The sequence below is a fragment of the Paenibacillus sp. FSL E2-0177 genome (assembly GCF_037992975.1).
GTDB classification, from domain to species: domain Bacteria; phylum Bacillota; class Bacilli; order Paenibacillales; family Paenibacillaceae; genus Paenibacillus_AQ; species Paenibacillus_AQ odorifer.
This window is the reverse complement of the sequence record NZ_CP150307.1, coordinates 4,375,851-4,401,445: the sequence shown is the minus strand read 5'-3', so window position 1 is coordinate 4,401,445 and position 25,595 is coordinate 4,375,851. Positions and strand designations below refer to the sequence as shown.

The following is a 25,595-nucleotide window of genomic DNA, read 5'->3' as shown; positions in this document are numbered from 1 at the left end:
TAAAGGAGGGTATAAAATGAACTATCGCAAATTAGGAACGAGTGGCTTACATCTAAGTGAAATTGCTTATGGTAATTGGATTACACATGGTGCTCAAGTGGACAATGATACTGCCCATGCTTGTGTTCACGCTGCATTGGATGTAGGGATCACAACATTTGATACTGCAGATGTATATTCCGATACGAAAGCTGAGATGGTGCTGGGCCAAGCATTAAAAGGAGTGCACAGAGCTGATATCGAATTGTGTACCAAGGTGTGCCATCCCACAGGGACGGGACGTAACGCAAGAGGTCTGTCCCGCAAGCATATTATGGAGGCGTGCCATGCTTCACTGAACAGATTACAGACCGATTATATTGATATCTATTATGCGCATCGCTTTGACGCAACAGTATCCCTTGAAGAGACCTTTTTGGCTTTTTCGGATCTGGTGCGTCAAGGTAAGGTTCTCTATGTCGGGATAAGTGAGTGGACGGCGGATCAGATAGCAGAAGGTGTTATTTTGGCGAGGGAATTGAAGGTGCCATTGGTGGCTAGTCAACCTCAATATTCGATGTTATGGCGTGTGATGGAGACGGAGATAGTTCAAGCTTGTGAGCGGGAAGGGATTGGACAGGTGGTCTGGTCACCGCTTGCTCAAGGGATTCTTTCAGGTAAATATATGCCAGGGCAACCATTGCCAGAGGGTTCTCGTGCTTCAACCGCTGCGGGCTCACCATTTATGAATAAATTGGCGGGTCAGTGGCTTCGGACTGAGGTGCTTGCGGCGGTCTCGAATCTCTCTTCCATCGCCAGTGAAGTTGGGTTGACGCTTCCGCAGTTGGCTATAGCATGGGTGTTGCAAAATACACAAGTCTCATCTGCAATTATTGGGGCATCCAAGCCTGAGCAGGTTATAGAAAATGCCAAAGCTGCGGGAGTTCGTCTGGATAGGGAAGTGATGTTGGAAATCGATAGGGTGCTAGAAGGACTCGTTGAACGTGATCCTAGAAAAACGGGCTGAATATTATATTATTCAAGATTAATAGCTTCTGAACTCATTTGTCCTATGATCTCTAGTAACGCGGATAAGGAGGCACGATCGCAATCGGTTCTCCAAGCGGCATAAAGGGGAATCGATGGTGTGCTTTCTTCAAAGGGACGAAATGCGACACCTTCACGCTGAAAAATAGCAACTGATGAGGGCACAATGGAAACTCCAAGATTAGCAGCTACCAAGTTTACAATGGTGTACATCTGAATGGCTTCCTGTACAACATTCGGATACATGTCGTGTTGGGCGCAGAAGCTCATAATGAGGTCATGAAAAGGAGCTCCTAAATGACGTGGGAACGATATAAATGGTTCTAAAGCTAAAGAGCGAATGGATAACACCGGTAAATGAGCTAGGTGATGCTGCTCTGGCAAAACGGCAATAAGCGATTCATTGACTAAGGGACGATGGTCGATATGTTTGCCCGACTCTGTATAACGTACAAATCCAATGTGAATCGTTCCTTCATGTAAAGCCTGCCACTGCTGAGCAGACGTCATCTCATGTAATGTGAGTTGTACTTGTGGATAACGTTCCCGAAACATTTTTAACATATCAACCAATACTCCACCAGCTGCAGAATCTATAAATCCAATGTTCAAATGTCCGATAATTCCTTGATCGACTAATTGTGTTGTTTTAATAGAGCGTTCCAGTTGAGATAGAATGGATTTAGCCTCCTCTAGAAATACCGCCCCCGCTGACGTGAGACGAACTTGTCTTTTATTCCGTTCTAATAGTTTCACACCAATCTCATTCTCCAGAGCTTGAATTTGCTGGCTTAAGGGAGGCTGCGTCATATTTAGCTTCTCTGCTGCACGGTTAAAATGCAGTTCCTCTGCTACTGCGATAAAGTATTGTAATTTTTTTATGTCCATACTTTTCATTCTCCCTTGAAATGCTTCTCCAAGCAAGTATAAGGATCTTTGAACGAAAATGAAAGGAATGACATGTCGTTTCCTTACTTAAACTCTACCTCCCATCTTACTTTTAGACAAAAAAACATTTTTGCAGTCAAAGACATGATGTCTAAAAACGCATACATTTAAATAGAAAGTTTGAGGATCATGGGAGGTAATGAGGATGAAAAATAGAAAGATAATGTTTATGAGCCCACACCATGTGGAAACGGTTGAAGAGGAGCTTGTACTTAAGGCTTTAGGTGACCATGAGGTACTCGTAAAATTGATTTATTCGCTGATTAGTCCGGGAACGGAGATGGCAATGTTATCTGGCAAAGAGGATTGGGCAAAACTCCCGCTGTGTCCAGGTTATGCAAGCGTCAGTCGTATCGTAGAATGTGGTAAAGGTGTTCAGGAATTTCAAACGGGCGATGTGGTTTTTCATTACGGAACTCATTGCGAATATCAAGTGGTTGAAGCTAGGGATGTTTTCATTCGAGTGCAGGATGCGCTAGACTTGAAATGGGTACCGTTTACCCGGATGGCTACGGTAGCTTTTACATCGATACGTGTGTCGGATATCGAACTTGGAGACAAAGTGAGTGTGACAGGTCTTGGATTGGTAGGCAATCTTGCAGCTCAATTGGCGCGTTTGCAGGGGGCTACGGTAATTGGTATGGATTTGTCCAAAGAACGGCTGCGGACCGCGCGTCAATGCGGTGTGGATTACACACTGGACAGTGGCGAAGGATTGGTAAAAGAGCAGATTATGACGTTAACTAAGGGCAAGGGTGTTTCCAGTCATATTGAGGCAACCGGTGTTTCCAAAGTTGGGGTTGATAGTCTTCAATACATCGGCTCACAGGGAGAAATCATCTTTTTGGGCAGCCCGCGTGGAGAATACAATACAGATATTACGGATGTGCTTAATTACTGTCATCTGTATAACCGGGGATGCATTACATTTAAAGGTGCTCACGAATGGCGTTATCCAACAGAGCCTAATTCGTTTGTGAAACATTCCTTGGTGCGTAATTCTGGCATTGTCTTCGAGCTTATGCAACAACAGAAGCTGCACATCGAACCTTTGATTAGCCATGTCATCAAGCCGGAGCAAGCTAGCGAAGCCTATGAGGGATTAAGAACCAACAAAGATCAGTATAATGGCGTACTGTTTGATTGGTTATAAAGGGGGAGAACGACGATGATAAGAGGATTAACAACAGCGGGTTTGGGAGAAATTGCTTCTAATGAAGAATATATCAGACTTGCGAGCCAATTCGGGTTTCAGGCCATAGACGTCAATCCATTAGAGTTGGTACAGCAGTATGGCAAGGATGGGGCCATCCAATTACTGGAAAGTCATGGCATCATGTCAGGATCATTTGGTTTAGAGGTAGATTGGCGCACGACAGAGGAAAGCTTTAGGGAAAGTCTGAAATCGCTTACGCTGATGGCTGAGGCCGCTGCTGCATTAAATTGCACCACATGCTGTACCTATATTTTGCCTTCGACAGATCTTCCGGTCGCACCGTTCATGATTGCAGCCACTAGACGTTTAAGACTATGTGCAGAAATATTAGACGCCTATGGTATTTCGCTAGCCTTAGAGTTCGTTGGTCCTCATCACTTACGTACACAATGGGCAAATCCGCTAATCTGGACGATGCAAGATACGTTGGACTGGATGGATTCAATTCAAGTGAGAAATATCGGTTTGTTACTGGATTCCTATCATTGGCATACGAATGGATTAACGAGGGAGGACCTGCTGAAATTACAACCGCATCAAATTGCGTATGTCCATATTAATGATGCTAAACCTCTGCTGATAGAGGAATTGCTTGATTCCGATCGATTGTATCCAGGGGAAGGATCCATTGATCTTACCGGATTCTTGGCAAGCTTGAAAAAGATCGGATACAAGGGCGTTATCGCTCAAGAAGTGCTAGCGCCAGCTTCATCACAAAGTTCATCTGAACTATTTTCTCGTTCCAAAGCAGGCTTCGATAAAGTATTCTCATCACTGGAAATCTAACCCCATCGAATCCCACATTGGAAGGAGCGTTAAGGATGAGTCTGTTCAAGGGTAGAATCGCTGCACACACCATCACTTGGGGGCAAGCGCATTTCAAAGCGTTGGAGGAAGTCTCCAGACTGGGTTTCACGGGGATTGAGCCGTGGGCGTCTTTTGCACTTCAATATGAAGAAAGTCCAGAACAATTACAAGAGCTCATGGCTGGGTACGGGCTGGAGATGACTGCGTTGTATGGAGGTACGGCTGGGGGACAGCAGCAAAAATTCGGCAATGCCGCGAACACTTCGGGTATCATTGACTACAATGTGCGACTTGCTAAAATCATAGCGAAGTGTGGAGCAGACATCCTTGTCCTAGGGCCAGGTGGCACCCGGGATCAACCCTCATCGCTGGAAGAATTGAAGGTTGCCGCAGCCACGATGAATGAAGTGGCGGAAAGAACCTATGCCTTAGGGGTAAAGACATGTGTTCATCCGCATTTGTGGACGGAATTGCAAGACGAGAAAGAAATTGAGATTGTGATGAGCCTGACAGATCCGCGGGTGGTATATCTTGCCCCGGATTCAGCACATCTGCTCGGAGCGGGGATGGACCCGGCATCCATCATCCGAACGTATCAGGACAGGGTAGCTTATGTTCATTTGAAGGACCTGACAGACAGGTCTGCCGCTACACTTGATACACAGCTTCCTCATTTTTGTGAGTTAGGCAAAGGATCTGTTGATCTACACGCAACTATTGAAGCGCTGAATGAAATTGATTATTCCGGTTGGATGACACTCGAAGTGGACGAATCGCTAAATAGCCCGTACAATACCATGGAAATCTGCCGAGATTATGTAGAAGATCACTTAAAGATTCCGGTTAGGATATAAAATAAGATCAATAAAATGTCAGAAGAAGGAGAAGATTCGAGGTGAATGAGTCGTGGATGAACAGCATTTCCCCTTATGTTCGAGTAGCCAAAGTCATGGAATCCTCCTTACTAGCAGGTGAATGGTTGGATCAAGATCACGTGTATACCTATATAGATCAGGGAGAGGCGGAGTTTTTCTTGAATGGGGTGAAGTTCCTGGTTCGAGAAGGGGATGTGCTGCTCATGCATCCATGCTTGCCCCATATAATTAGGTCCACCTCGGCTTTACCCTTAGTGCAGTATATCTTTCATTTTGATTTGTATGATAACGAGGATAAAAGCTCATCGGATCAAGCGGATGGACTTAGGCCCGGGATCCAGGATATCATGCCAAGTGAAATGCAGCTTGCTGATATTTATCCGCTATCTCATCTGCAGCTCCCAGATCGAATCGAATTGAAGAGAAGATTCATGCAACTGCAAAAAGAGCTGCTAGATCCAACGTACGGCGGGGTATTAATCAACAAGTCTATCTGTTTGGAATTGTTGTTTCTGTTCTTTAGAAATCAGAACCTGTCCAAAGGAACGGAAGGGAAGAGAACCAAAGGATGGCCTTTAATTGAAGGCGCCATTCATCACATGCACCAGTGTTATCAAGATCCGCAGTTAAGTAATGAATCTATCAGTAGGCATGTTGGTGTGACTGCCAATCATTTGTCGTATGTGTTCAAGACTCAGCTTGGGGTGACCATTCATAATTATTTGAAGCATGTTCGTATCGAGCAGGCTAAATTGAGAATCATTCAGGGAAAGCAAAATCTAACGGAGATTGCCGAAGATGTGGGGTTTTCTAGTATTCATCTGTTCAGTCGGACGTTCAAAACAAATGTGGGAGTAATGCCTAGTAAGTTCGCGGCGATGCGATCTGCTTTAATCAATAAATCACAATAAAGGAATCGACCATCTGCTCTTTGGGATGGTTGGTTTTTTTCCTCTGAACATAGGATTACATACGTCTATAGGCCTCTTAATATAGTATAATCATACTGTATTGCTCAAAGTTGGAGATAGGGATATAGCACTATTAAATACTATTGACGAATGAGGAGTCTATGAGAACTTCGGAGAATAAAATTAAGTTAAGTCATATGTTGTACATAGTAGTATTCATCTGCCTGCTGATTGCAATACGCTGGAGCTGGTACAATCATTTTACTCTGTCCAATCCTCCTGTAGTGGAGCAAGGTGTGCTCGATTTGCGGGGAGTAGACCTTGAATCACTAAGCTCCTTTCCATTGGATGGAGAATGGGAGTTTTATCCTGAACAATGGGTGAATGCCGCCAATGTGGATGGTGTTTTAAAAGGCCAGATGCTTCAGGTGCCGGGTAACTGGAATTCTGTATTCAATTCTGCTGAGCAAAAGAAGGCGTATGGATACGGAACTTATCATTTGCGGATTCTGCTAGATCGCCCCTTGTCTGAACCACTTAGCTTTTGGTTCCAATCCATCTATACTTCTTCTGAAGTGGAGATTAATGGAACAATTCTCTCACGGTTTGGAGTGTTATCTGACGAGAAGGAAGAGCATGTTTATGTGACGAAAGCATTCTTAATCAGTTATACACCTACAGATCAGAAGCATCTGGATCTGTTTGTTCGGACGTCAAATTATGAGTCTCCACTAAAAGGAGGCATAATTCGGTCCGTGGAGTTTGGCATTCAACATGAGGTAGACACTATATACTGGAATTCCATAGGCTTGCAGCTAGTCGTAGGAGTCATGCTTCTTCTACATGGGTTGTATTTATTGATTATCTATCTGATGGATGTACGAAAAACAGAGCTGATTATTTTTTTTCTAATGATGGTCGCTGCGGCTGTATCCATTGGGGTTGAACATAATGGACTGATGTTCCGGTTTCTTCATGTTGATTTTGCCTGGATGTTGAGGTTAAAGGTTCTTTCGTATATAGGGTTTTGTTTATTCCTTTTATTGATGGGAAGAGAACTATTGGGGAATCGACGGAAAGGCAAGGCGTTTTATAGTTACATCCTGTCAGTTCTCATTTTTACTTTATTTATTATTGTAGGTCCTGAAGAGGCAGTGTTATATATCATCGGAAAAGGGTATTACATGATCCTGTATTACGTTCCAGTGTGTTGGACGGTATATTATTTTTGGAAGATGGTATCCTTACGAGCTGAAGGTGCTCTATTTTTATTGTTTTCAGTGTTAGCAGTACTAAATAATATGTTGTGGGGGGCTGTCTACTATGCCGGAAGCTCACAATTTATGTTTTATCCCGTAGATTTAATTGCTGCCCTTGCCGCATTTTCCGCCTATTGGTTTAGGAGATATTTTCATCAATCCCATCAAAATGTGTTACTGAACGCTCAATTGGCGGAATCCAATAAATTAAAGGACCGTTTTCTAGCCAATACGTCACATGAGCTGCGCACTCCACTGCATGGGATTATGAATATTGCCCAAAGTGTGTTAACAAGAAAAAAACATGTGCTGGATGAAGAGAGCCAGCGTGACATGGAATTGCTAATTATGGTCAGTCGCCGGATGTCGCTTATGCTGAATGACTTGCTTGATGTTGTGCGATTGCAGGATAAGCGGATTGTGATGAATATAAAGGCGTTGCAAGTGAGGTCATTGGCTGAAGGTGTACTGGATATGTTACGTTTCTTAACCGGTGGGACGAAGGTGGAGCTTCGAATGTCTATAGATGAGAATCTGCCTCGTGTTTATGCTGATGAGGAGCGATTGGTGCAGATTCTGATTAATTTAGTTCATAACGCACTAAAGTACACCGAACAGGGAAGTGTTGAACTGGCCGCAGAACAAGTGGGTGGGGATGTATGGATACATGTTACGGATACAGGAGTAGGTATGGATGAAGCTTTGAAAAAGCGTGTTTTTATGCGCTATGAACAAGGGGCTTACGGTCAAGGCGGCATTGGGTTGGGGCTTAGTATCTGTAAGGAGCTGGTCGAACTGCATGGCAGTGAATTATTGCTGCAATCGCAGCCGGGTCAGGGAAGTAAGTTCAGCTTCAAATTACCTGTAGCTAAAGGGAGCCTGAAGTCATCTATTCCAGATGTTCATACAGAAAAAGATTCGGATCCATTGTCACCATTCAGTACGTGGATAACTGCGGAGAAATCAGCTATGGTGGCTGCCACCTATAACACAAAGGAAGTAGAGGCACTCTCGAAGCTCGATACAGACGCTGACATCATACATGTGCTAGCGGTTGATGATGATTCGGTCAATTTAAAAGTTCTGCAAAATATTTTATCAGATGGAGCCTATCGGATTGATACAACGACTTCAGCCCGTGAGGCGCTGGATATGTTGCATCATGAGCAGTTCGATTTGGTTATCGCTGATGTGATGATGCCGGGCATGTCTGGATATGAATTGACAAGATTGATACGCGAGCGGTTCACGATGTATGAACTTCCTATTATTCTATTGACCGCTCGCAGTGAGCAGGAGGATGTCTATGCAGGTTTCTTGGCTGGCGCTAATGACTATGTAACCAAGCCAGTAGATGCCATGGAATTGAAGTATCGTGCTTCGTCGCTCACTTCTATGAAGCAAGCAGTCAATGATCGTTTGAGAATGGAGGCTGCTTATTTACAAGCGCAGATCCATCCACATTTTCTCTTTAATACATTAAATTCGATTATGTCCTTGAGTGATTTTGACACTGTCAAAATGAAAGATCTTTCAGATGCATTCACTACTTATCTGCGGATCAGCTTTGACTTCTTAAATGCAGGCAAACTTGTTTCGCTGTCGCAAGAGCTGGAGCTGGTCGAGAATTATGTATATATCCAGCAGCAGCGTTTTGAGGAGAGGCTGCAGGTTGAATGGGAGGTAGACGCGAATCTACAGCTTCTAATTCCTCCGCTGACCATTCAGCCACTGGTCGAGAACGCCGTCCGGCATGGGATCTTAAGTCGGGCAAAAGGTGGAACCTTGCGTATTCACATCGAGACACATGCGGAGGCTGTTCATTTTATCATTGCTGATACGGGGATTGGAATGGATGAAGCTCAAGTCAGTAAGTTATTGCAACCAAAAAGTCTTAAGGATCAAGGAATTGGGCTCCTTAATACAGATCGGAGATTAACACAATTATATGGACAAGGCTTGAAGATTCAAAGTATTTCTGGGGTGGGAACTACGGTATCTTTCATTATTCCTGATTAGGAGGGTTATAAAACCATCCTTTTCTGTCCAGCTGTAATTGAGTGGATGTGATTTGGATGATCAATTCTTCCACAGCGGATAAGGTTGCAACTATACAGACAATGGTTGTCCAAATGGTGTGGTTACTATGGGAAAGCCATATAGGAGTTACAAATAAGAGAAGCCCGGTGAGTTTATTGCCGTAGGTATGGATACTTGCGTAAGTTTTGAATCTGCGGAGGGCAATCCCTGTCGATGTTATGCGGATGGCCGCGATCAAGAAGATCCATAGGATGAATTCGAGGGTAAGACCCAGATATGGATACAAAGTAAATAAGCAGATCCCGATTAGTATCGTGTCGGCAGCAGAATCCAGCTTTGCTCCGAGATTACTTGTTGTGCCTGATTTTCGGGCAATTGGACCATCTATCAGATCGGTGACTCCGCAAAGGATATAAATTGCAAGAAAGGCCGAACTTAGCGGCTCGAAGAATAACAGCATTATTGCCAAAATAATTCTGCCAAGTGTAATACAGTTAGGTATAACTTTCAACTTCAATCCCACCTTTGTTCATGACCTCATTTAATTCTATTGTACCAGAGGAAGAGTATATGCTATTTGGAAAAGGATTATAAGATAGTATTGAAGAAGTAGTGAAGTAGAAGTATAGATTAGGATTCTAGCGGTAAATTAGGAGGGATTTTATGAAGCAGAATACAAACTTAAAGGTACATACATTAGCTGATATCGAACATCTGAAAATTCACGGCAGAACATCAGGGTCACTTTCTCCACTAACGTTATTTTGGACAGGCAGTGCGGTCGAATTAAATGTTAAAAGTTCTGAGCTATGGCTTGAAGTAGAAGCAGATTATGATGTTTATGAACCCTGGATTAGCATCCTGATCAATTCCGTTCCTGTTAGCAGACAAATGTTAGTAGCAGGCAGGTATTGGATTTGTGTATTTAGAGGCATGAATGATCGTGTTGTCAACAATATTCGTATTGTAAAAGATGTGCAGGCAATGAGTGGAGACCCTGGCTGCTCTTTGCAGATACATGCGGTGAAGATGGATGGAAAATTCCTGCCTGTTGCGGACAAACCCCACAAGATAGAGTTCATAGGTGACAGCATCACATCCGGAGAAGGAAGTATAGGTGCCAAGGCTGAAGAAGATTGGATTCCAATGTGGTTTAGCGCCATCAACAACTATACCAGAATGACAGCAGATGCTTTAAATGCAGAATATAGAGTTATTTCTCAAAGTGGCTGGGGAGTCCTTACTAGCTGGGATAATAATCCGCACGGTAATATCCCTGATTGTTATGAGCAGGTTTGTGGTCTTCTAACTGGAGCAAAAAACGAAGCTTTAGGAGCTTTTCAAGAACATTCTTTTGAAACCTGGCAGCCAGATGTTGTGGTAGTTAATCTAGGAACAAATGATGGGGGCGCCTTTCAATCGCCAGAATGGAAAGATGAGGTAACAGGGGAGAGCCATAAACAACGCTTAAATGAAGACGGGACCTATCATGAGGATGATATACAAGCTTTTGTCGATGCCGCTGAGAAATTTCTGATGAAGCTTAGAAAAAATAATCAACATGCACATCTCGTATGGGCATATGGGATGCTTGGTATCCCGATGATGCCAGCGATCTACCGCGCGGTCGATGTTTATAGCAAGAAAACAGGGGACAAGCAGGTTTCTGTATTGCAGCTTCCAAATATGACGGATGAGACCATAGGGGCAAGAAGTCATCCGGGAGCATTAGCTCATGAACAAGCGGCAAAAGAGTTGACGGGGTATTTGAAAGGGATTCTAGCGAGCGAAAGTTAATGAGGAATTCATAAAAAAATAAGCCGGAGCGAAAGGATCACGCTCTGGCTTGTTTTTATTTACTTTAGTCTATTTGGTGGATACAGACTTGAACCATTCGTTAACTTCTTTGGTGATTTGATCACCACCATTTGCTTTCCAGTTGGAAACAAAGGAGTCAAAGGCATCTACAGGAAGCTTACCGTAAATGATTTTGTTGAAGGTTTCCATTTCGGATTGACGAAGCAGATTCCATTTGGATACCATCGTTGGTGTCGCAGCGCCAGTGAAATAGTTCTGTCTACGAATGTCTATTTGTGACATAACAACTTTTGCAGCGGCCCAGTTTTCCGGTTTACGGAACTCAGCCATTTGTTTTTCATAAGGAGTTACAGGGGTTTCACCATCAGCAAGTTTAACCAATGTTTTCATAAACAGATCAGGAATACGAGCCGGTCCAGTTAAGAAAGGAAACTCATTGGAGAAGTCTTTAATCTTCTCTTTATCACTAGTAGGCTTTCCATCAATCATGTCCCAATCGTAGCCTTTAGCAAAGCCGTATTCAAATTCACTACCAGCTGCTGGATTAGCTAGGTTATCAAGCAAGTAGTTGTAGTATAAGAAAATTGCTTCAGGGTGCTTAGCATCTTTGTTAATCATGATACTAGCGTTTACCCCAGAGTTCTGCCATTTGGTACCGATGAGTCCGTCTGGACCTGCTGGAACCGGATAAGCTTTGATCTTCGCTCCAGGTACATTTTTCATAAGATCGGGAGCCGGCCAGTCTGGAACCCAGTTTGCCCCTGGTAGAATACCTGCGGCGCCTTTTGTCCAGCTTTCAGCAGATTTACCTTCATCCCAAAGTGCAGAGTCTGTGTGAATATAACCTTTGTCCATCCACTCACTAAGCTTAGCAAGGGCTTGTTTAGCACCAGGGTTAATGGAACCGTATTCTAGATTGCCGTCGGCATCTTTATTCCATTGTTCCTCAATCGTACCGTAAGCACCGAATAACCAGTCGAGTTGGCCCATCCAGGTGTTTGTATTATTTTTCAAAGAAATCGCAAGTGGGAAAACATCTTTAGGTGCTAGACCGTCAGGGTTTTCGTTCTTAAATTTGTCCATGATATTCTCAAGATCGGCGATTGTTTTTGGAGCCTGAAGGTTCAGCTTTTCCATCCAATCTTCACGTAACCAGAGAAGAGTATCGTCATTATCAGTATATTCAAGGATCGGCATATTGTATTTCTTACCGTCTTTTGTGAATGGATACCAAAGTTCTGGGTGTGCTGCAGCATGATCTTTTAGAATTTTATTAGCATATTTGTCGAACAACTCATCGATAGCAATGAACTGACCGGAATCAATCAGTTGATTGGTCAATACTGCATTGGTTGGTACAGAAACGAAGTCAGGCAGCTTTTCGCCAGAAGCAATGGCAAGCTGAAGCTTTTGTCTGTATTGATCGTCATTGGCAGGATACCAAGTATCTTTATGCTTCATGCCCAGTGTTTCCAGCATCCAGCGATCGTGAACATTGTTTTCTTTGGTATCACCTTGAACATATTTCTTCGGCATCAATACCGAACTGAACTCGATGGGTGGATCGTATTTACCTTTTTCAAAAGCAGCATCTGCTTCAGATAAACTAGTCTCAGACGATGTGGTATTGTTTTGTTTGGCGTTTTCATTATTTCCGCCGCCACTGCCACAGGCTGTGAGTGTGATAAGTGCTGTGACCGTTAACAACGACCACATTTTTTTGAACTTGATCATTCTTTAATTCCCCCTACTGTGTATGATCTTTACAAGTGTAACTTTAACAACTAGTCGGGGATGGCATCTATATGAGATTTTTAGTTTCGATAGGACTCTATCATGCTATTTATTATTGTCTCGATATTCCTGCGGCGTTACTCCGAACTGTCGTTTGAACACTTTTATAAAATAAGCAGGGTCCATATAGCCAATCTCCATGCTGATTTCATAGACTTTTTTAGAGGTAGTCTTCAGCTTATGGCAGGCGCGATCCATGCGCAGGCGCGAGATATAATCGCTTATTCCTTCACCCGTTTCAATCTTATAAATTTTTGATAAATGAGTCGGATGGAGGTTTACATGGTCAGCCAGAACCCGTAATGAAACATCTAAATGCAGGTTTTTGTCTGTGAAATCTTGAATCTTTTTCACATATTCAGACCTGATGTCTTTAATTTCGTTAGACGTTCCCTCTTTCAATTTGCTCAGAATGCTCAGGGACCATTTTCTAAGTTTACCGATGGTCGAGAACGCTTCACCGCTTTGCAACCAACCGAGATCGTCTCCCGCTAAGTTAGCTAGAGTATGCCCATTTCGGTGTGCGAGATTCGTGAAGGATGCAGTGATTAAAAAACCGGCCTCCATGCAATGCTCCCACGATTCAGACCATTTCTCATCCAGCTCCGCGCAGACAGCGAGTAGTTTCTCTTGCGCAGCATCCCAATGCCCACTTTCAAGCAGGTGTATTAGTGTCGGCGGGGTGTAAAGGGCATCCAAAGGTCCTTGGGTAGTGGAAGGTTCAAATTCGCTGACCCGCATTACGAATTCGCGCTCGTCTCCCACGATCTGCCGGAAATAAGCTGTAGCCTGACGGAAACGGCTCGACACCTTCTCGGGAAACTGGAACCACTCGGTGATTACTATGGACAGGGAACCTTTCAGAAATTGCTTAACCTTATACTGAAGCTGTAAAGAAAGCTTTTCTAGGATGGTTTCTTTGCCGATGTCGGATCCTTTCTCTTTAAGCTGAAGCAGAAACACAAGATATCCATGTTCCTCTTTAACGCCCCAGACCTGCATAAACTCACCCATAATCTCTTCAGCCATATTGATGATGGCATATTCAATTAAGGTTTGATCATTATTGTTATAATGGCTAAATTCTTCTTCCATGCGTACAAGCATCAAAGCGCAATCGCCAGAATGGAAGGGCAAATCATAAGTTACGAGCTTCCGTTCCCATTCGCCAGCTTGAAATTGATGACCTTGCAAGGCATCAAGCAGCAGTTGACCACGTAAAAGCGGCAGATTCTCACGAAGGGTAAACTGGGTTCTTTTAAGCGAACTGATAAGTTCCCATTCTGTGTTCAATTGCTCGATGGCAGTTTTGACTGCACCGATAATTTCATCATCGGTAGGTGGCTTAAGCAAGTAATCGACGGCATTATGCTGAAGTGCTTTTTTGGCGTAATCGAACTCCGAATGGCCTGATAAAATAATACATTTAATCTTTTTATCACGTTTTCTTATCCGCTCTATTAATTCAATTCCCGTCATTTCGGGCATTTGGATATCCGAGATCACAATATCAATAGGGTTGGTATCGATAATTTGTAGCGCTTCACGTGCCGAATACGCTTTATGCACCTGTTCAATGCCTAGCGTATGCCAGGGTTTAGTCATGGCAAGATTATCTACCCAGTGTGCTTCATCGTCTACTATAATCATTTGCATGTTGTTATTCTCCTTGATGATTCTTAAATTTAGAATATTCATCCTCCGTAGGGATTTCCCAGATAATCTCTGTTCGGAAACCTCCAAGAGGGGATGGTTTAAAGGTTAGACAGGATTGATTGCCGAACAGGTGCATGATCCGCTGATTCGTATTCCAGAGCCCGCAGCCCATTTCTTCCTGCAATGGCTCCTGCATTTTACGATTCAAAGCTTCCAGCTGCTCCGGATTCAAGCCAGGTCCGTCGTCATCAATGTAGATCTTGCAGAAGCCGTTCGAAATCTCACCACTAATGCTGATCTCACCCGATGAATACGATTTGGCCACTCCGTGAATGACTGAATTCTCCACAATAGGTTGTAGCATTAGACGTGGCACAGACTGGCTTAACATGTTCTCAGGGATTTCGATATGATAATCAATTCTGGCATTGCGCAGCTTTTGAATATCCAAATAGTTGACGAGCAGCTTGATTTCTTCATCCAGTGACGCGGTTTCCCGTTCCATTCGGGTAGTATAACGGTAGTAAGCACTTAAATTATAAGCCATGGAGACGACAGCGTCCTCATCCTTCATTTGGGCCATATTGATAATATAACCAAGGCAGTTATAGAGAAAATGCGGATTGATTTGCGCCTGCAGTTGCTTAAGTGTAGCTTCGCGGGCACGGATTTTCTCATTGAACACATTCTCTATCAGGTCTTGAATTTGATGGGACATATCATTAAAGCGATGGAATAGAAACGAAAACTCGTTCCGGCCCTCGTTATGAAGACGTACAGAATAATCTCCACGCTGCACGCGCCGTAAGCCTTTAATTAGCTTTTTGATAGGATATTGAACATTTCTGTATAGTAATATGGAAGCGGAAATTCCCATAACAAACAGCAAAATCATCGAGATATAGAACAAATCCTGACTGAGCGAAATGGGTTTTAGGATTTGATATAGAGGGACAACATCTATTAAATTCCAATCCAAATAGGAGGACTTCACAGAGCTGACCAAGTAGTTCTTGCCATTGAGTTTGACTACATCCTGGGTAGTATTCTCAGGTGAGTGTTTATCCAGGTAACGAATGAGTTCTTCAGATAGCTGCTTGTCCGCACTGCGATTCAGAATTGGCGAGTTCCCTTTATGATAGAGAAAAGGATCACCTTGTCCACCTTCCTTGTACGTATCCAGCATGTTCTGAATATTCTCATAACTGAAGCTGGCCTCAATCACCAAGTTGCTTCCCGTCAACATCCCCGGCTGAGCTAAGGAATCTGTATAGAACCAGTAGAAGGATTTTAACTCGTCTTTAGATTCCAAGCTGTGATCGCCATACGTCCATTTTCCACTCATATTTCTTTTTAAGTAATCCTCATCATACCCAAATGCTCGATTGTAGTTGGAGATGACATCTTTATTTTGCTGTGAATGTACGGCATATCTGGCAGGCCAAATATCTGCAACCCCGGATTGAAGCACCATCTTTTCCTGAATGACATACCGGGTCTGCATCTGATCATATCGATCCGCCCAAATGTTTAATCCGTTGAAGGCTCTGACATTGGGATCTCTAGAAAGGATAAGGGTGAAGTCCATCATCTGATTAATACGCGAATCAATTTGACTAGACAGAAAAGTGAGCTGCTTCGTATTGGACACCTGCAGCTCTTTGCTTACAACATCGTATGTGACGTTATTTGAAAAGGTATACATGATAATAATGGGGATGAACAAGAGTATGATCAGGCAGTTTATTTTGGCAAACAAACTAAACCGGGATTGTGTTAATTCTCTCAGGGATGTAAAGCGCTTCCAAATATTCATAAATGTACCCTCCAGATGATGTCCTAATAAAACCATATCAAGCCTAACAATGTTATATAGTCAAACCTGAGAAACGCCTGATACTATTTATAGCAGAGATCCCCATCACACACAAAATATTTTTTTTGGGAACAGGAGAGAGCTATGGAGGCTAATTCAATACAGCAGGTAGGCCTGGAAAATAAACCAAGTATAAAAAGAAAAAGAAAAAAAGGCTATAAACAACCATGGGTGCTCCACTTCATGGTATTACCGGCGGCAATTATGGTTTTTATTTTTTCTTATATCCCCATGTCAGGAATACTCATGGCATTTCAGGATTATAAGCCTGCATTAGGATTTTTTGATTCCGAATGGGTCGGACTTAAGCATTTTAGGTACATGTGGGAGAACGATTACTTCCTGCAAATTACCTGGAACACACTGTTTTTTGCTTGCTCCAAAATTGTTTTGAACCTGATTATTCCTTTTATATTCGCCTTGTTGCTTAATGAGGTAAGGAATATGGGCCTTAAAAGATCTATTCAAACACTCGTCTATCTACCGCATTTCTTGTCATGGGTTACCCTTTCAGGAATTCTGATCGATATCCTAGCACAAACAGGGATCGTGAATCAGTTTATTTCGTCCGTTTTCGGCATAAAACCGATCTTTTTTCTAGGGGACGGCAACTGGTTCCGATTTACCATCATAGCCAGTGATGTTTGGAAAGAATTTGGTTTCAACACGATCATTTTCCTAGCTGCGCTATCCGGCATTAATCCATCACTTTATGAAGCTGCTGAAGTGGATGGGGCAGGTCGCTGGAAGCAAACGATGTATATTACCATACCAGCACTTATTCCAATTGCTATTGTAATTGCGACCTTGGCACTGGGCAATGTATTGAACGCCAACTTTGACCAGGTATTTAACCTATATAGTCCTTTGATCTATCAACAAGGGGATATCATTGATACCTTTGTATATAGAGAAGGTCTTCTCAGCGGACAATTCAGCTTTGCGACCGCAGTTAATCTTTTTAAATCAGCAATTAGTTTAATTCTAATCGTTATTTCATACCGACTTGCCTATAGATTTGCAGGGTACAGAATTTTCTAGAAAGGATGACAACAAATGTACCATAAAACCCTTCCATATCGAATATTTAGCATATTCAATAATGTGCTCCTAACTATCCTTTCGGTGCTCTGCTTGCTGCCATTGTATCACTTACTCATGGTATCTCTTAGTGCGTCCGCCCCAGCCAATGCTGGGTTGGTCACCTTTTGGCCAATTGGCTTCACTTTGGAGGCCTATGCAAAAACTTTTAACAACACTAATTTTCTTACATCCCTGTGGGTGTCGGTAGAGCGGACAATACTAGGAACAGCACTTGCACTGGTAGTAAATACGGTTGCAGCCTATGCTCTTTCTAAGGAAACTAGAGTTTTCCGGGCGCGTAATATCTATCTTTGGTATTTTGTCGTAACCATGCTGTTCAGTGGGGGTCTGATTCCGGGATATATCCTGATTCTAAAGCTCGGGCTGATGAATTCTTTGATGGCACTTATCCTACCTGGATTGGTAGCCGTATTTAACATCATTTTGCTGCTGAACTTCTTCCGTGGTGTACCTAAGGACCTTGAGGAAGCAGCCTTTATTGATGGAGCAGGACATTTTAAGACCTTTTTGAAAATATATTTACCAGTCTCCTTACCAGTCATTGCAACAGTTTCCCTATTCATGATGGTGGGCCATTGGAACTCTTACTTTGACGGTATAATCTATATCAGAGATTCGGATAAGCTGCCACTGGCGACGTTTATGCAGACCATTATCGTTCAGGCAGATATGTCCAAGCTTGATCCGTCAGCTGTAGCTAACTTGTCTCAACGAACCATACGGGCTTCACAGATTTTCATAAGTGCGCTACCAATATTGTTGGTTTATCCATTCCTGCAACGTTATTTTGTGACAGGGATTGTAGTCGGAGCAGTAAAAGAATAGTCAAAAAAGAGGGAGTTACTGGACTAGTCCATGTAGCTCCCTTTTTTTTGTAGGTATGGCATGCAAATAAGCATTCCCAGATGAATTGCGCCTTCTAAAATACGGTGCTATACTTTTGGCATGAAATATGCTCGGAGGTGGTACAGTGCTAATGTTGAAATGCCCATTAGCTAGAAGTTCCTCACGCAAAGCCTAATATAGGGCGATACTTTGCGTGAGGTGCGATGGATGGATATATCGCCCAACTTAATTTTATCGTTTCTATAAATGGGCTTTGCACCTTATGAACTTTTAATATAAATAAGGGGCTGAAAAGCGATGTGTACACCATTTATTAGAAACCATCAATATAACTTAATTAAGAAACAAACGAAATTTGTTCTGCATACCCTGCGAACCGTTGCGGATCGTAGAGTCTTGGAGACTGTAAGATATAGTGCTGCTACGAACATTATTGAGGCATTTCCTTCTCTTACGGAGAATCACAAGCAGATGCTGGAACAAATATCGACCTTCGAAACTGCAGAAGATTTCCAGAGATATCTTAGTGAATTAGAACCATACCTAGAGTCATATCCGACGATTACGCTGAAGCAGATTCAGAAGCTATTCCCTAAGAATAAGAAACTGAAAGTACCTGATCTACAACTCATCGACTATCGCAACATAACGTATTTGAGTTGGATAGATATTGCCAGTAATAAATTATTCATTATCTATCCGTACGAAGGACAGTTCATTGGTATTGAGGGTAGAATCACACCAACGCACAAAAAAGGGTACTGCATGTTCTGCAATCGGCATCAAGAGCTTGCATTCTTTTATGTTAAGACCAAGAATGTGAACGTTTCGCCGGATAATATTTCTGCTGTGGGTCAATACGTATGTCTGGATAATCAGGAATGTAATCGGAGCATAACCGATACAGCTAAGCTTGAGAGGTTCATTCTCTCTGTCCGCAAATAATGTTTAGAAAAGGCTCCCTTAGTGGGAGCCTTTTTTGTTAAAAATATTGTCAGGATTTAGACAATCCGTTTCATTGAAGCAATGAGGCACGACATTAGTGGATATAATGAGATTCAAGAGCTGAATAAATAATATAAGCGTTTACAAACAGAGAATTCGAGTGGTTATAAAAATAGTCAGAAAATTTCCATATGACGTGCTTTGTTACTTAAGCTATAATGAGGTCTAAAAAAGAAAACGGGGCGTTATAATGAATCAAATGAAGGGTAACAAAAATCTTCTCTCGGAGAAGGAGGAACGCTTCTCTTCCGCGGGCTTTATTTTTGCCGCCATCGGCAGCTCGGTTGGGCTAGGGAATATGTGGAAGTTTCCTTATATTACAGGAGAAAATGGGGGGGCAGCTTTTTTCCTGCTTTTCATCGTCTGTTTAGTGCTGATAGGGTTACCGGTGCTGTTGGCAGAACTGGCTATCGGACGCAGCGGGCGTGGTAGCGCGGCGACCTCTTTTATGCGGGCTGGAGGCGGGAAGAGTTGGTTTGCAGCTGGAATGTTGCAGGTACTTGCGCCGTTTCTAATTCTCTCCTTTTATATTATTGTTGCTGGCTGGACGCTGAACTATTCGATGATTGCTTTTAATGGACAACTATTCAGCACTACTGATTATGCAGGCGAATTCAATTCGTTTGTCTCTGGATATATGCCGATCGTTTGGCAGGGGATAGCCATTCTGATTACGGCGGGTGTAGTCATCCTTGGCGTATCAGGCGGGATTGAGAAATTTAACAAAGTATTAATTCCTGGTATGGTCGTACTCCTTGTAGTGTTAATGATTCGCGCAGTAACCTTACCGGGTGCATCCGCAGGGGTATCTTTTTTCCTAAAACCGGACTTTTCAGTGTTGACAGCGGAATCTGCGCTAGTTGCATTGGGACATGCCTTCTTTTCATTATCGCTCGGGATGGGGATTCTCCTGACTTACGGATCTTATGTTGATAAAAAACAATCGCTGGGTACCGCTGCAATCGCAATCGGTGCAGGAGATTTGTTATATGCTTTTATCGCAGGCTTGATTATTTTTCCGACGACGTTCTCATTTGGTATTGCTCCTGATCAGGGGCCTTCGCTGATTTTTATCGCTTTGCCAGCCGCTTTCTCGGCTATGCCTTTTGGTGCGCTTTTCGGCGGTTTGTTCTTTATCTTGCTGGCGATTGCTGCTCTAACCTCAGCTGTATCGCTGCTTGAAGTGCCTGTATCCTTCACAATGGAGCGCTGGAATTGGAGCCGGAAACGTTCGGTTTGGATTTTGACGCTGATCTGTTTCCTTCTTAGTATTCCTTTAGCGATGTCACTGGGGATGTTCCCGGAGCTAACGATTGGTGGCAAATCTCTATTTGATGGGCTGGATTTTATCACCTCTAACATTATGCTGCCGCTTGGAGGTCTGCTGATTACCATCTTCGCCGGTTATTTCTGGAAAGGTGCAGCGGAAGCCGCTGGACTACAGGCGCGCTGGTTCCGTGTTTGGCTGTTTATGCTCCGTTATGTGGCGCCGATCCTAGTGTTCCTAGTGCTACTCCATACCTCGGGGATTATTTACTTCTAATTCTGAAATTTATTTATCCAAAAATAACTCTACAACCCCTGAGGGTTGTAGGGTTTTTTTGTGTTGAAAAGAGGGGATTAAATTGATTTTTAATTCCTACTTGACTAGGTGGAATAATTGGAATATAGTATAAAAAAGCTTGAACGGTATGGAAGGGAATGTAACTAACCAATCCATTCTTAACTAATAATTGTATACAATTATACAAATATATTATTGGGATTCGGACCCCACAGATTATCGATGAGGAGCAGTATAGAAATGGCGATACGATCACGAAGGTTATCAAAGGATAATACCTACTACGAATTAAAACAAAAAATTATTGATAGCGAGTTCGAACCGAATCAACCTGTAAATGAAGAAAATTTGGCGGCCTTGCTCGGGGTCAGCCGCACACCTCTAAGAGAGGCGATACAGAGACTGGAGAACGAGGATTTTCTGGTTCGACAGCCAAATGGAAGACTGCGGGTAGCTTCAGTAACCCTTAAAGAGGTTGAAGAAATATTTCTTATTCGCAGCATGCTTGAAGGCTATATTGCAAGAAGTGCAGCTAAGCATGCCACAGAGAAAGATATTGTGAATTTAACGACGATGATTACAAAAATGAAACACTCGTTCCAGCTTGGTGATAATCAGAATTTTGTTACATATGGATTTGAGTTCCATGATTATTTATCAGAAATCAGCGAACTAAAAACCTTCGAGAAGGTTCTGAATCAATTAAGAGATCATTCGCTTCGTTATTGTCGATTCGTCTCTATGCATGGAGATTGGAACACACAAGCGGATGAAGAACATGATCTTATTTTACAAATGATCGCTGCTAAAAATGAAGATGGTGCTGAAAAAGCCATGCAAGATCATATTTTAAGCAGTCTATCGACTGCGCTTGATCGCATCAAAGGGATTGAAGAAAAGCTGGAAGCATAACGAAAGGGGAGTACGTCACCTATGAAACCACTGACTGAAGTTGAGCAAGCTTTAGCTAATCAATTAATAGAGGTTCGCAGAAACCTGCATCGTGAGCCTGAATTAGCGTATGAAGAGTTTAAAACCACAACAAAATTACGGGAATGGCTGACCCAAGCCAATATTCACATCCTTGACTTGCCTTTACAAACCGGACTCATCGCAGAGATCGGGCAGGGTCACGGACCCATAGTGGCCATTCGTTGTGATATTGATGCACTTCCCATAGAGGAACAAACTGAATTGTCCTTTGCCTCAGAGATCCCAGGAAAGATGCATGCCTGTGGTCACGATTTTCACACGGCTACTATTTTAGGTGCTGCATTATTATTAAAGGCTCGTGAAAATGAACTACCTGGAAAGGTTAGAGTATTGTTTCAACCCGCGGAAGAAACAGGGCATGGGGCGGAAAGCGTCTTAGCCTCGGGAGGACTCCAGGATGTGGCGGCTATATTTGGTCTCCATAATTCACCTGACTTGCCTACGGGAGCTTTTGGAACAAGAACAGGAGCTTTAACAGCCGGTGTTGACCGGTTTGAAATTACAATAAAAGGTGTCGGCGCTCATGCTGCTTATCCTGAAAAAGGTGTGGATACGATTGTAACTGCGGCTCAAATCATTACCGCACTACAAACCATCGTAAGTCGCCAAAACAGCACCACTGAACCAGTAGTGTTAAGTGTTACCCGAATTAATGGAGGCTTCACATGGAATGTATTGCCGGAAAAAGTCGAATTAGAAGGTACAGTAAGAACTTACAATGAAGAGATTCGCCGCAATATTCCAATACAAATGACTCGTCTTATCGAAGGGATTGCTGCGGGAGCTGGGGCAGAGGCCCAGTTACACTGGCATCCAGGTCCACCCGCAACGATAAATCATGGGGAATGGGCGGACTTTACCAAAGAGATCGCCTCAGATTTCGGCTATGAAGTACATGATATTCCTCCACAGATGGGTGGAGAAGATTTCTCTTTTTATTTACAACAGATACCGGGTGCTTTTGTGAATATAGGATCGGGTCCAGCCTATCCCTTACATCACCCTCGTTTCGATGTTGATGAAGCTGCGATATTGCCAGCTGCTAAGTACTTCGCTTTATTGGCAGAACAAGCGCTGGTGAAGCTGCAAGAGGAAGCTTAATCCTAAAGATGATTGAGGGGAATGGAAATGATTGAATTAAAGAATGTTTACAAATCGTTCACTCGGAAAGGGACAACTATTGATGCTCTTAAAGGAATCGATTTAAAGGTCGAGAAAGGCGATATATTCGGGGTTATCGGCTATAGCGGTGCTGGGAAAAGTACATTAATTCGTTTAGTCAATTATTTGGAAAGACCCACCAAAGGACAAGTTATGGTCGCTGGACGTGATTTGGGAACATACAACGATAAAGAGTTGCGTACCGCTAAGAAAAATATCGGAATGATTTTTCAACATTTTAATCTATTAGAATCAAAAAAAGTATTTGATAATGTGGCGATCCCTCTAGTTCTCCTAAAAAAGAATAAAAATGAAATCCGCCAGCGGGTAATGGAGCTGCTAGAGTTTGTTGGATTAAGTGACAAAGCGGGGAGTTACCCGAGTGAGCTATCAGGTGGTCAGAAGCAACGTGTCGGGATTGCCAGAGCGCTTGCCTCGAATCCGTCTATCCTTTTATGTGACGAAGCGACCTCTGCCTTAGATCCACAGACCACACATTCTATCTTACAGCTATTAAAAAAAATCAATGCTGAATACAACATTACCGTGATGATCATTACACATGAAATGTCCGTGATTCAAGAAATTTGTAACAAGGTAGCGGTCATGGAAGAAGGCCGGATTATTGAGCAAGGAAGTGTTCTAGATGTATTCGGAAGTCCAAAACATCTGACCACGCAAAATTTCGTGAAGACGGTTATTCAAAATAGCATGACCTCTAGCGTGCGGAAATCTATCAAAACAGAACCCGGAAGTCAGCTGTACAAGCTTAATTTTGTGGGAGCAAGTGCCTCTGAGCCTATCCTGTTTGAAATGATTCGCTCCTGCGATATAAAGGTCAATATTTTATTTGCGAATACGACGGAGATTCAAGAAACAACACTGGGAACAGTGATCATTCAATTCGATGGTGAGGCAGCAGAGATTAACAATGCATTATCTTTCTTAACAAGAAATGGAGTCGGTGTAGAGGAGGTAGAATCTAATGTTTTCGACCACAGTAACAGGTGATCAATTTCTGCAGGCGATTATAGAAACAATTCAAATGGTAGGGTTCTCCTTGTTTGTTGGTTCCCTGATTGGGATCCCATTTGGGATATTGCTTGTCATCACTCGTCCGGGTGGGGTTTTGGAGAACAAAGCGCTTTACGCCGTACTAAATCCAATTATCAACATCATTCGCTCATTGCCTTTTATTATTTTACTGGTTGCGATTGTGCCTTTCACACGATTGATTGTTCATACTTCAATTGGGACAAGCGCAGCGATCGTACCCTTGATTATCTATATCGCACCTTATATAGGACGGTTGGTAGAGAACTCACTGCTTGAAGTGAATCCGGGAATCCTTGAAGCCGCTGAGGCGATGGGAGCCACTCCTTTTCAAGTCATTTGGTACTTTTTATTGCCAGAGGCGGTTGGATCCTTAATCCTGTCTCTTACTACAGCGACGATTGGTTTGATAGGTGCAACTGCAATGGCTGGAACGGTAGGGGGAGGCGGCGTGGGAGACTTGGCGATCGTATATGGATACCAACGCTTTGACACTGTTGTCGTAGTAGCCACCGTGATTATCCTGATTATTTTAGTGCAAGGTATTCAATCTTTAGGCAACACGCTAGCAAGAAAAATTCGCCGTTACTAGTTACTACATATTCTGGGAGGGACTCGACAGATGAGTGAATGGAGTAAGCAAGATCGTTTTAAAGCATTATTATCTGGAGAACGGGCGGATCGTCCAATCGGAAGTGGTTGGCGCCATTTTATCGACAAAGAACAAACTGCAGATGATTTAGCAGAAACTACGATTTCTTTTACGAAAAAATATGATTGGGATTGGGTCAAGATTAATCCAAGAGCGACTTATCTGGCGGAAGCTTGGGGGAATCAATACGATTTTACGGATTATCAGACCGTATTTCCGAGACAGCAAACGACGGCTATTCCAACAGCGGCTAGTCTGTGGGATATCGACGTCAAAAAGGCAGTCCAGTCAGCCCCTTTGGCAGAGCATTTAGATGCGGTTAGAAAAATTCGTCAAGGGTTACCAGACACCCCGCTAATCCAAACTGTATTTTCACCATTAACAGTATTGCTATTTATTGTAGGGCGTTCTGCTTACGTTACTAAAACGGTGTTTGGTATTGAGCACCCGGTAACTTTGGAATCCTTGTTTAAAGAACATCGAGCGGCAGCACATCATGCGCTACATGCGATTTCCTTAACCTTAGCCGATTATGTACAAGAGTTACAGCAAGCGGGTTCTGACGGTTTGTTCTACGCAGTGACGGGCACAGCTCACCCAGGATTATTTGATGAAGCTATGTTTGACGAACTGTCCAGACCTTATGATTCTATTGTTTTAGAAGCAGCGAGCTATGGAAAAAACATTCTTCATACTTGTGGAGCCTACGCCCAGCCTGAGAAGTTTAACGATTATCGGATTGACGGGATCAGTTGGGATACGATAGCCGAGGGGAATCCAGGGTTAGAGGCAAATCTCAAAGCTACTAAAGTGGGTGGAGTCGATCATGGGTTGTTTGCGGTAAACGATATTGCCCAAATCAAGCAGCAAGCTGAAGATGCATTAAAGTTAATGAAAGACCAGCCGTTTATTCTATCTCCAAATTGCGCAATCCCACTCAATGTGACGGATGAGGCGTTGGCACAATTTAAAAAATCTATATTGGAATAGG

Annotated in this window: 21 protein-coding genes; 16 read left to right on the top strand and 5 right to left on the bottom strand. The window is 43.0% G+C overall.

Annotation, left to right across the window (positions count from 1 at the left end):
- Positions 1 to 16: 16 nt before the first annotated feature.
- Positions 17 to 1,006: an aldo/keto reductase family protein gene (locus tag MHI25_RS19645; protein WP_339281147.1), complete on the top strand. Its 990-nt coding sequence runs from the start codon at positions 17 to 19 to the stop codon at positions 1,004 to 1,006.
- 8 nt (positions 1,007 to 1,014) lie between these two features.
- On the opposite strand, the gene MHI25_RS19640 is transcribed toward MHI25_RS19645, so the two are convergent.
- Positions 1,015 to 1,914, bottom strand: coding sequence for a LysR family transcriptional regulator (locus MHI25_RS19640; RefSeq protein WP_339281146.1), 900 nt, complete (start codon positions 1,912 to 1,914; stop codon positions 1,015 to 1,017).
- Positions 1,915 to 2,119: 205 nt separating this feature from the next.
- Here MHI25_RS19640 and MHI25_RS19635 point away from each other — a divergent pair, with 205 nt between their 5' ends.
- The 5 genes from MHI25_RS19635 (at position 2,120) to MHI25_RS19615 (ending at position 9,061) form a co-directional block, all read left to right on the top strand.
- Positions 2,120 to 3,127, top strand: coding sequence for a zinc-binding alcohol dehydrogenase (locus MHI25_RS19635; RefSeq protein ID WP_340394023.1), 1,008 nt, complete (start codon positions 2,120 to 2,122; stop codon positions 3,125 to 3,127).
- A gap of 15 nt (positions 3,128 to 3,142) precedes the next feature.
- Positions 3,143 to 3,976 carry a sugar phosphate isomerase/epimerase gene (locus tag MHI25_RS19630; protein ID WP_340394021.1) on the top strand — a complete coding sequence of 278 codons (834 nt, stop codon included), beginning with the start codon at positions 3,143 to 3,145 and terminating at the stop codon, positions 3,974 to 3,976.
- Between the two features lie 35 nt (positions 3,977 to 4,011).
- Positions 4,012 to 4,851 (top strand): sugar phosphate isomerase/epimerase, encoded by an 840-nt coding sequence (locus MHI25_RS19625; protein WP_340394019.1) that lies wholly within the window; start codon positions 4,012 to 4,014, stop codon positions 4,849 to 4,851.
- Between the two features lie 41 nt (positions 4,852 to 4,892).
- Positions 4,893 to 5,783: an AraC family transcriptional regulator gene (locus MHI25_RS19620; RefSeq protein WP_248548601.1), complete on the top strand. Its 891-nt coding sequence runs from the start codon at positions 4,893 to 4,895 to the stop codon at positions 5,781 to 5,783.
- 161 nt (positions 5,784 to 5,944) lie between these two features.
- On the top strand, positions 5,945 to 9,061 hold the full coding sequence (locus MHI25_RS19615; RefSeq protein WP_340394017.1) for an ATP-binding protein: 3,117 nt from the start codon (positions 5,945 to 5,947) through the stop codon (positions 9,059 to 9,061).
- On the opposite strand, the gene MHI25_RS19610 is transcribed toward MHI25_RS19615, so the two are convergent.
- Positions 9,048 to 9,593 (bottom strand): CDP-alcohol phosphatidyltransferase family protein, encoded by a 546-nt coding sequence (locus tag MHI25_RS19610; protein ID WP_076304574.1) that lies wholly within the window; start codon positions 9,591 to 9,593, stop codon positions 9,048 to 9,050. The two genes, MHI25_RS19615 and MHI25_RS19610, sit on opposite strands and share 14 nt — an antisense overlap.
- A gap of 152 nt (positions 9,594 to 9,745) precedes the next feature.
- On the opposite strand from MHI25_RS19610, the gene MHI25_RS19605 reads away from it, so the two are divergent.
- Positions 9,746 to 10,879 carry an SGNH/GDSL hydrolase family protein gene (locus MHI25_RS19605; RefSeq protein ID WP_340394016.1) on the top strand — a complete coding sequence of 378 codons (1,134 nt, stop codon included), beginning with the start codon at positions 9,746 to 9,748 and terminating at the stop codon, positions 10,877 to 10,879.
- 69 nt (positions 10,880 to 10,948) lie between these two features.
- Here the strand turns inward: MHI25_RS19605 and MHI25_RS19600 are convergent, their stop codons facing one another.
- The 3 genes from MHI25_RS19600 to MHI25_RS19590 form a co-directional block, all read right to left on the bottom strand.
- Entirely contained in the window at positions 10,949 to 12,634 is a 1,686-nt protein-coding gene (locus MHI25_RS19600) for an ABC transporter substrate-binding protein (protein WP_076127158.1), read from the bottom strand.
- A 105-nt stretch (positions 12,635 to 12,739) separates the two neighbouring features.
- Entirely contained in the window at positions 12,740 to 14,350 is a 1,611-nt protein-coding gene (locus tag MHI25_RS19595; RefSeq protein ID WP_076182774.1) for a response regulator, read from the bottom strand.
- Between the two features lie 4 nt (positions 14,351 to 14,354).
- Complete coding sequence (locus MHI25_RS19590) at positions 14,355 to 16,166, bottom strand: sensor histidine kinase (protein WP_036688684.1); 1,812 nt, start codon at positions 16,164 to 16,166, stop codon at positions 14,355 to 14,357.
- Between the two features lie 144 nt (positions 16,167 to 16,310).
- Between MHI25_RS19590 and MHI25_RS19585 the strand changes: the two genes are divergently transcribed.
- The 9 genes from MHI25_RS19585 to MHI25_RS19545 all read left to right on the top strand — a co-directional run bounded on the left by MHI25_RS19585 (position 16,311) and on the right by MHI25_RS19545 (position 25,594).
- Positions 16,311 to 17,267 (top strand): ABC transporter permease subunit, encoded by a 957-nt coding sequence (locus tag MHI25_RS19585; protein WP_036688682.1) that lies wholly within the window; start codon positions 16,311 to 16,313, stop codon positions 17,265 to 17,267.
- 15 nt (positions 17,268 to 17,282) lie between these two features.
- A complete protein-coding gene (locus tag MHI25_RS19580) occupies positions 17,283 to 18,155 on the top strand; it encodes a carbohydrate ABC transporter permease (protein WP_036688680.1) in 873 nt (290 codons plus the stop codon).
- A 318-nt stretch (positions 18,156 to 18,473) separates the two neighbouring features.
- Positions 18,474 to 19,121 (top strand): elongation factor G-binding protein, encoded by a 648-nt coding sequence (locus tag MHI25_RS19575; protein ID WP_036688678.1) that lies wholly within the window; start codon positions 18,474 to 18,476, stop codon positions 19,119 to 19,121.
- Between the two features lie 250 nt (positions 19,122 to 19,371).
- Complete coding sequence (locus MHI25_RS19570) at positions 19,372 to 20,724, top strand: sodium-dependent transporter (protein ID WP_340394014.1); 1,353 nt, start codon at positions 19,372 to 19,374, stop codon at positions 20,722 to 20,724.
- Between the two features lie 261 nt (positions 20,725 to 20,985).
- The gene (locus MHI25_RS19565) at positions 20,986 to 21,657 is read left to right on the top strand and encodes a GntR family transcriptional regulator (RefSeq protein ID WP_052097124.1); all 672 of its coding nucleotides are present in this window, start codon (positions 20,986 to 20,988) and stop codon (positions 21,655 to 21,657) included.
- Between the two features lie 21 nt (positions 21,658 to 21,678).
- Positions 21,679 to 22,839, top strand: a complete 1,161-nt coding sequence (locus MHI25_RS19560) for an amidohydrolase (protein WP_280753068.1) — start codon at positions 21,679 to 21,681, stop codon at positions 22,837 to 22,839.
- Positions 22,840 to 22,866: 27 nt separating this feature from the next.
- On the top strand, positions 22,867 to 23,910 hold the full coding sequence (locus MHI25_RS19555; RefSeq protein ID WP_036688670.1) for a methionine ABC transporter ATP-binding protein: 1,044 nt from the start codon (positions 22,867 to 22,869) through the stop codon (positions 23,908 to 23,910).
- Positions 23,885 to 24,544: a methionine ABC transporter permease gene (locus MHI25_RS19550; RefSeq protein WP_036688669.1), complete on the top strand. Its 660-nt coding sequence runs from the start codon at positions 23,885 to 23,887 to the stop codon at positions 24,542 to 24,544. Before MHI25_RS19555 ends, MHI25_RS19550 begins: the two co-directional genes overlap by 26 nt.
- Before the next feature lie 30 nt (positions 24,545 to 24,574).
- Positions 24,575 to 25,594 (top strand): uroporphyrinogen decarboxylase family protein, encoded by a 1,020-nt coding sequence (locus MHI25_RS19545; protein ID WP_076127146.1) that lies wholly within the window; start codon positions 24,575 to 24,577, stop codon positions 25,592 to 25,594.
- Position 25,595 lies beyond the last annotated feature (1 nt).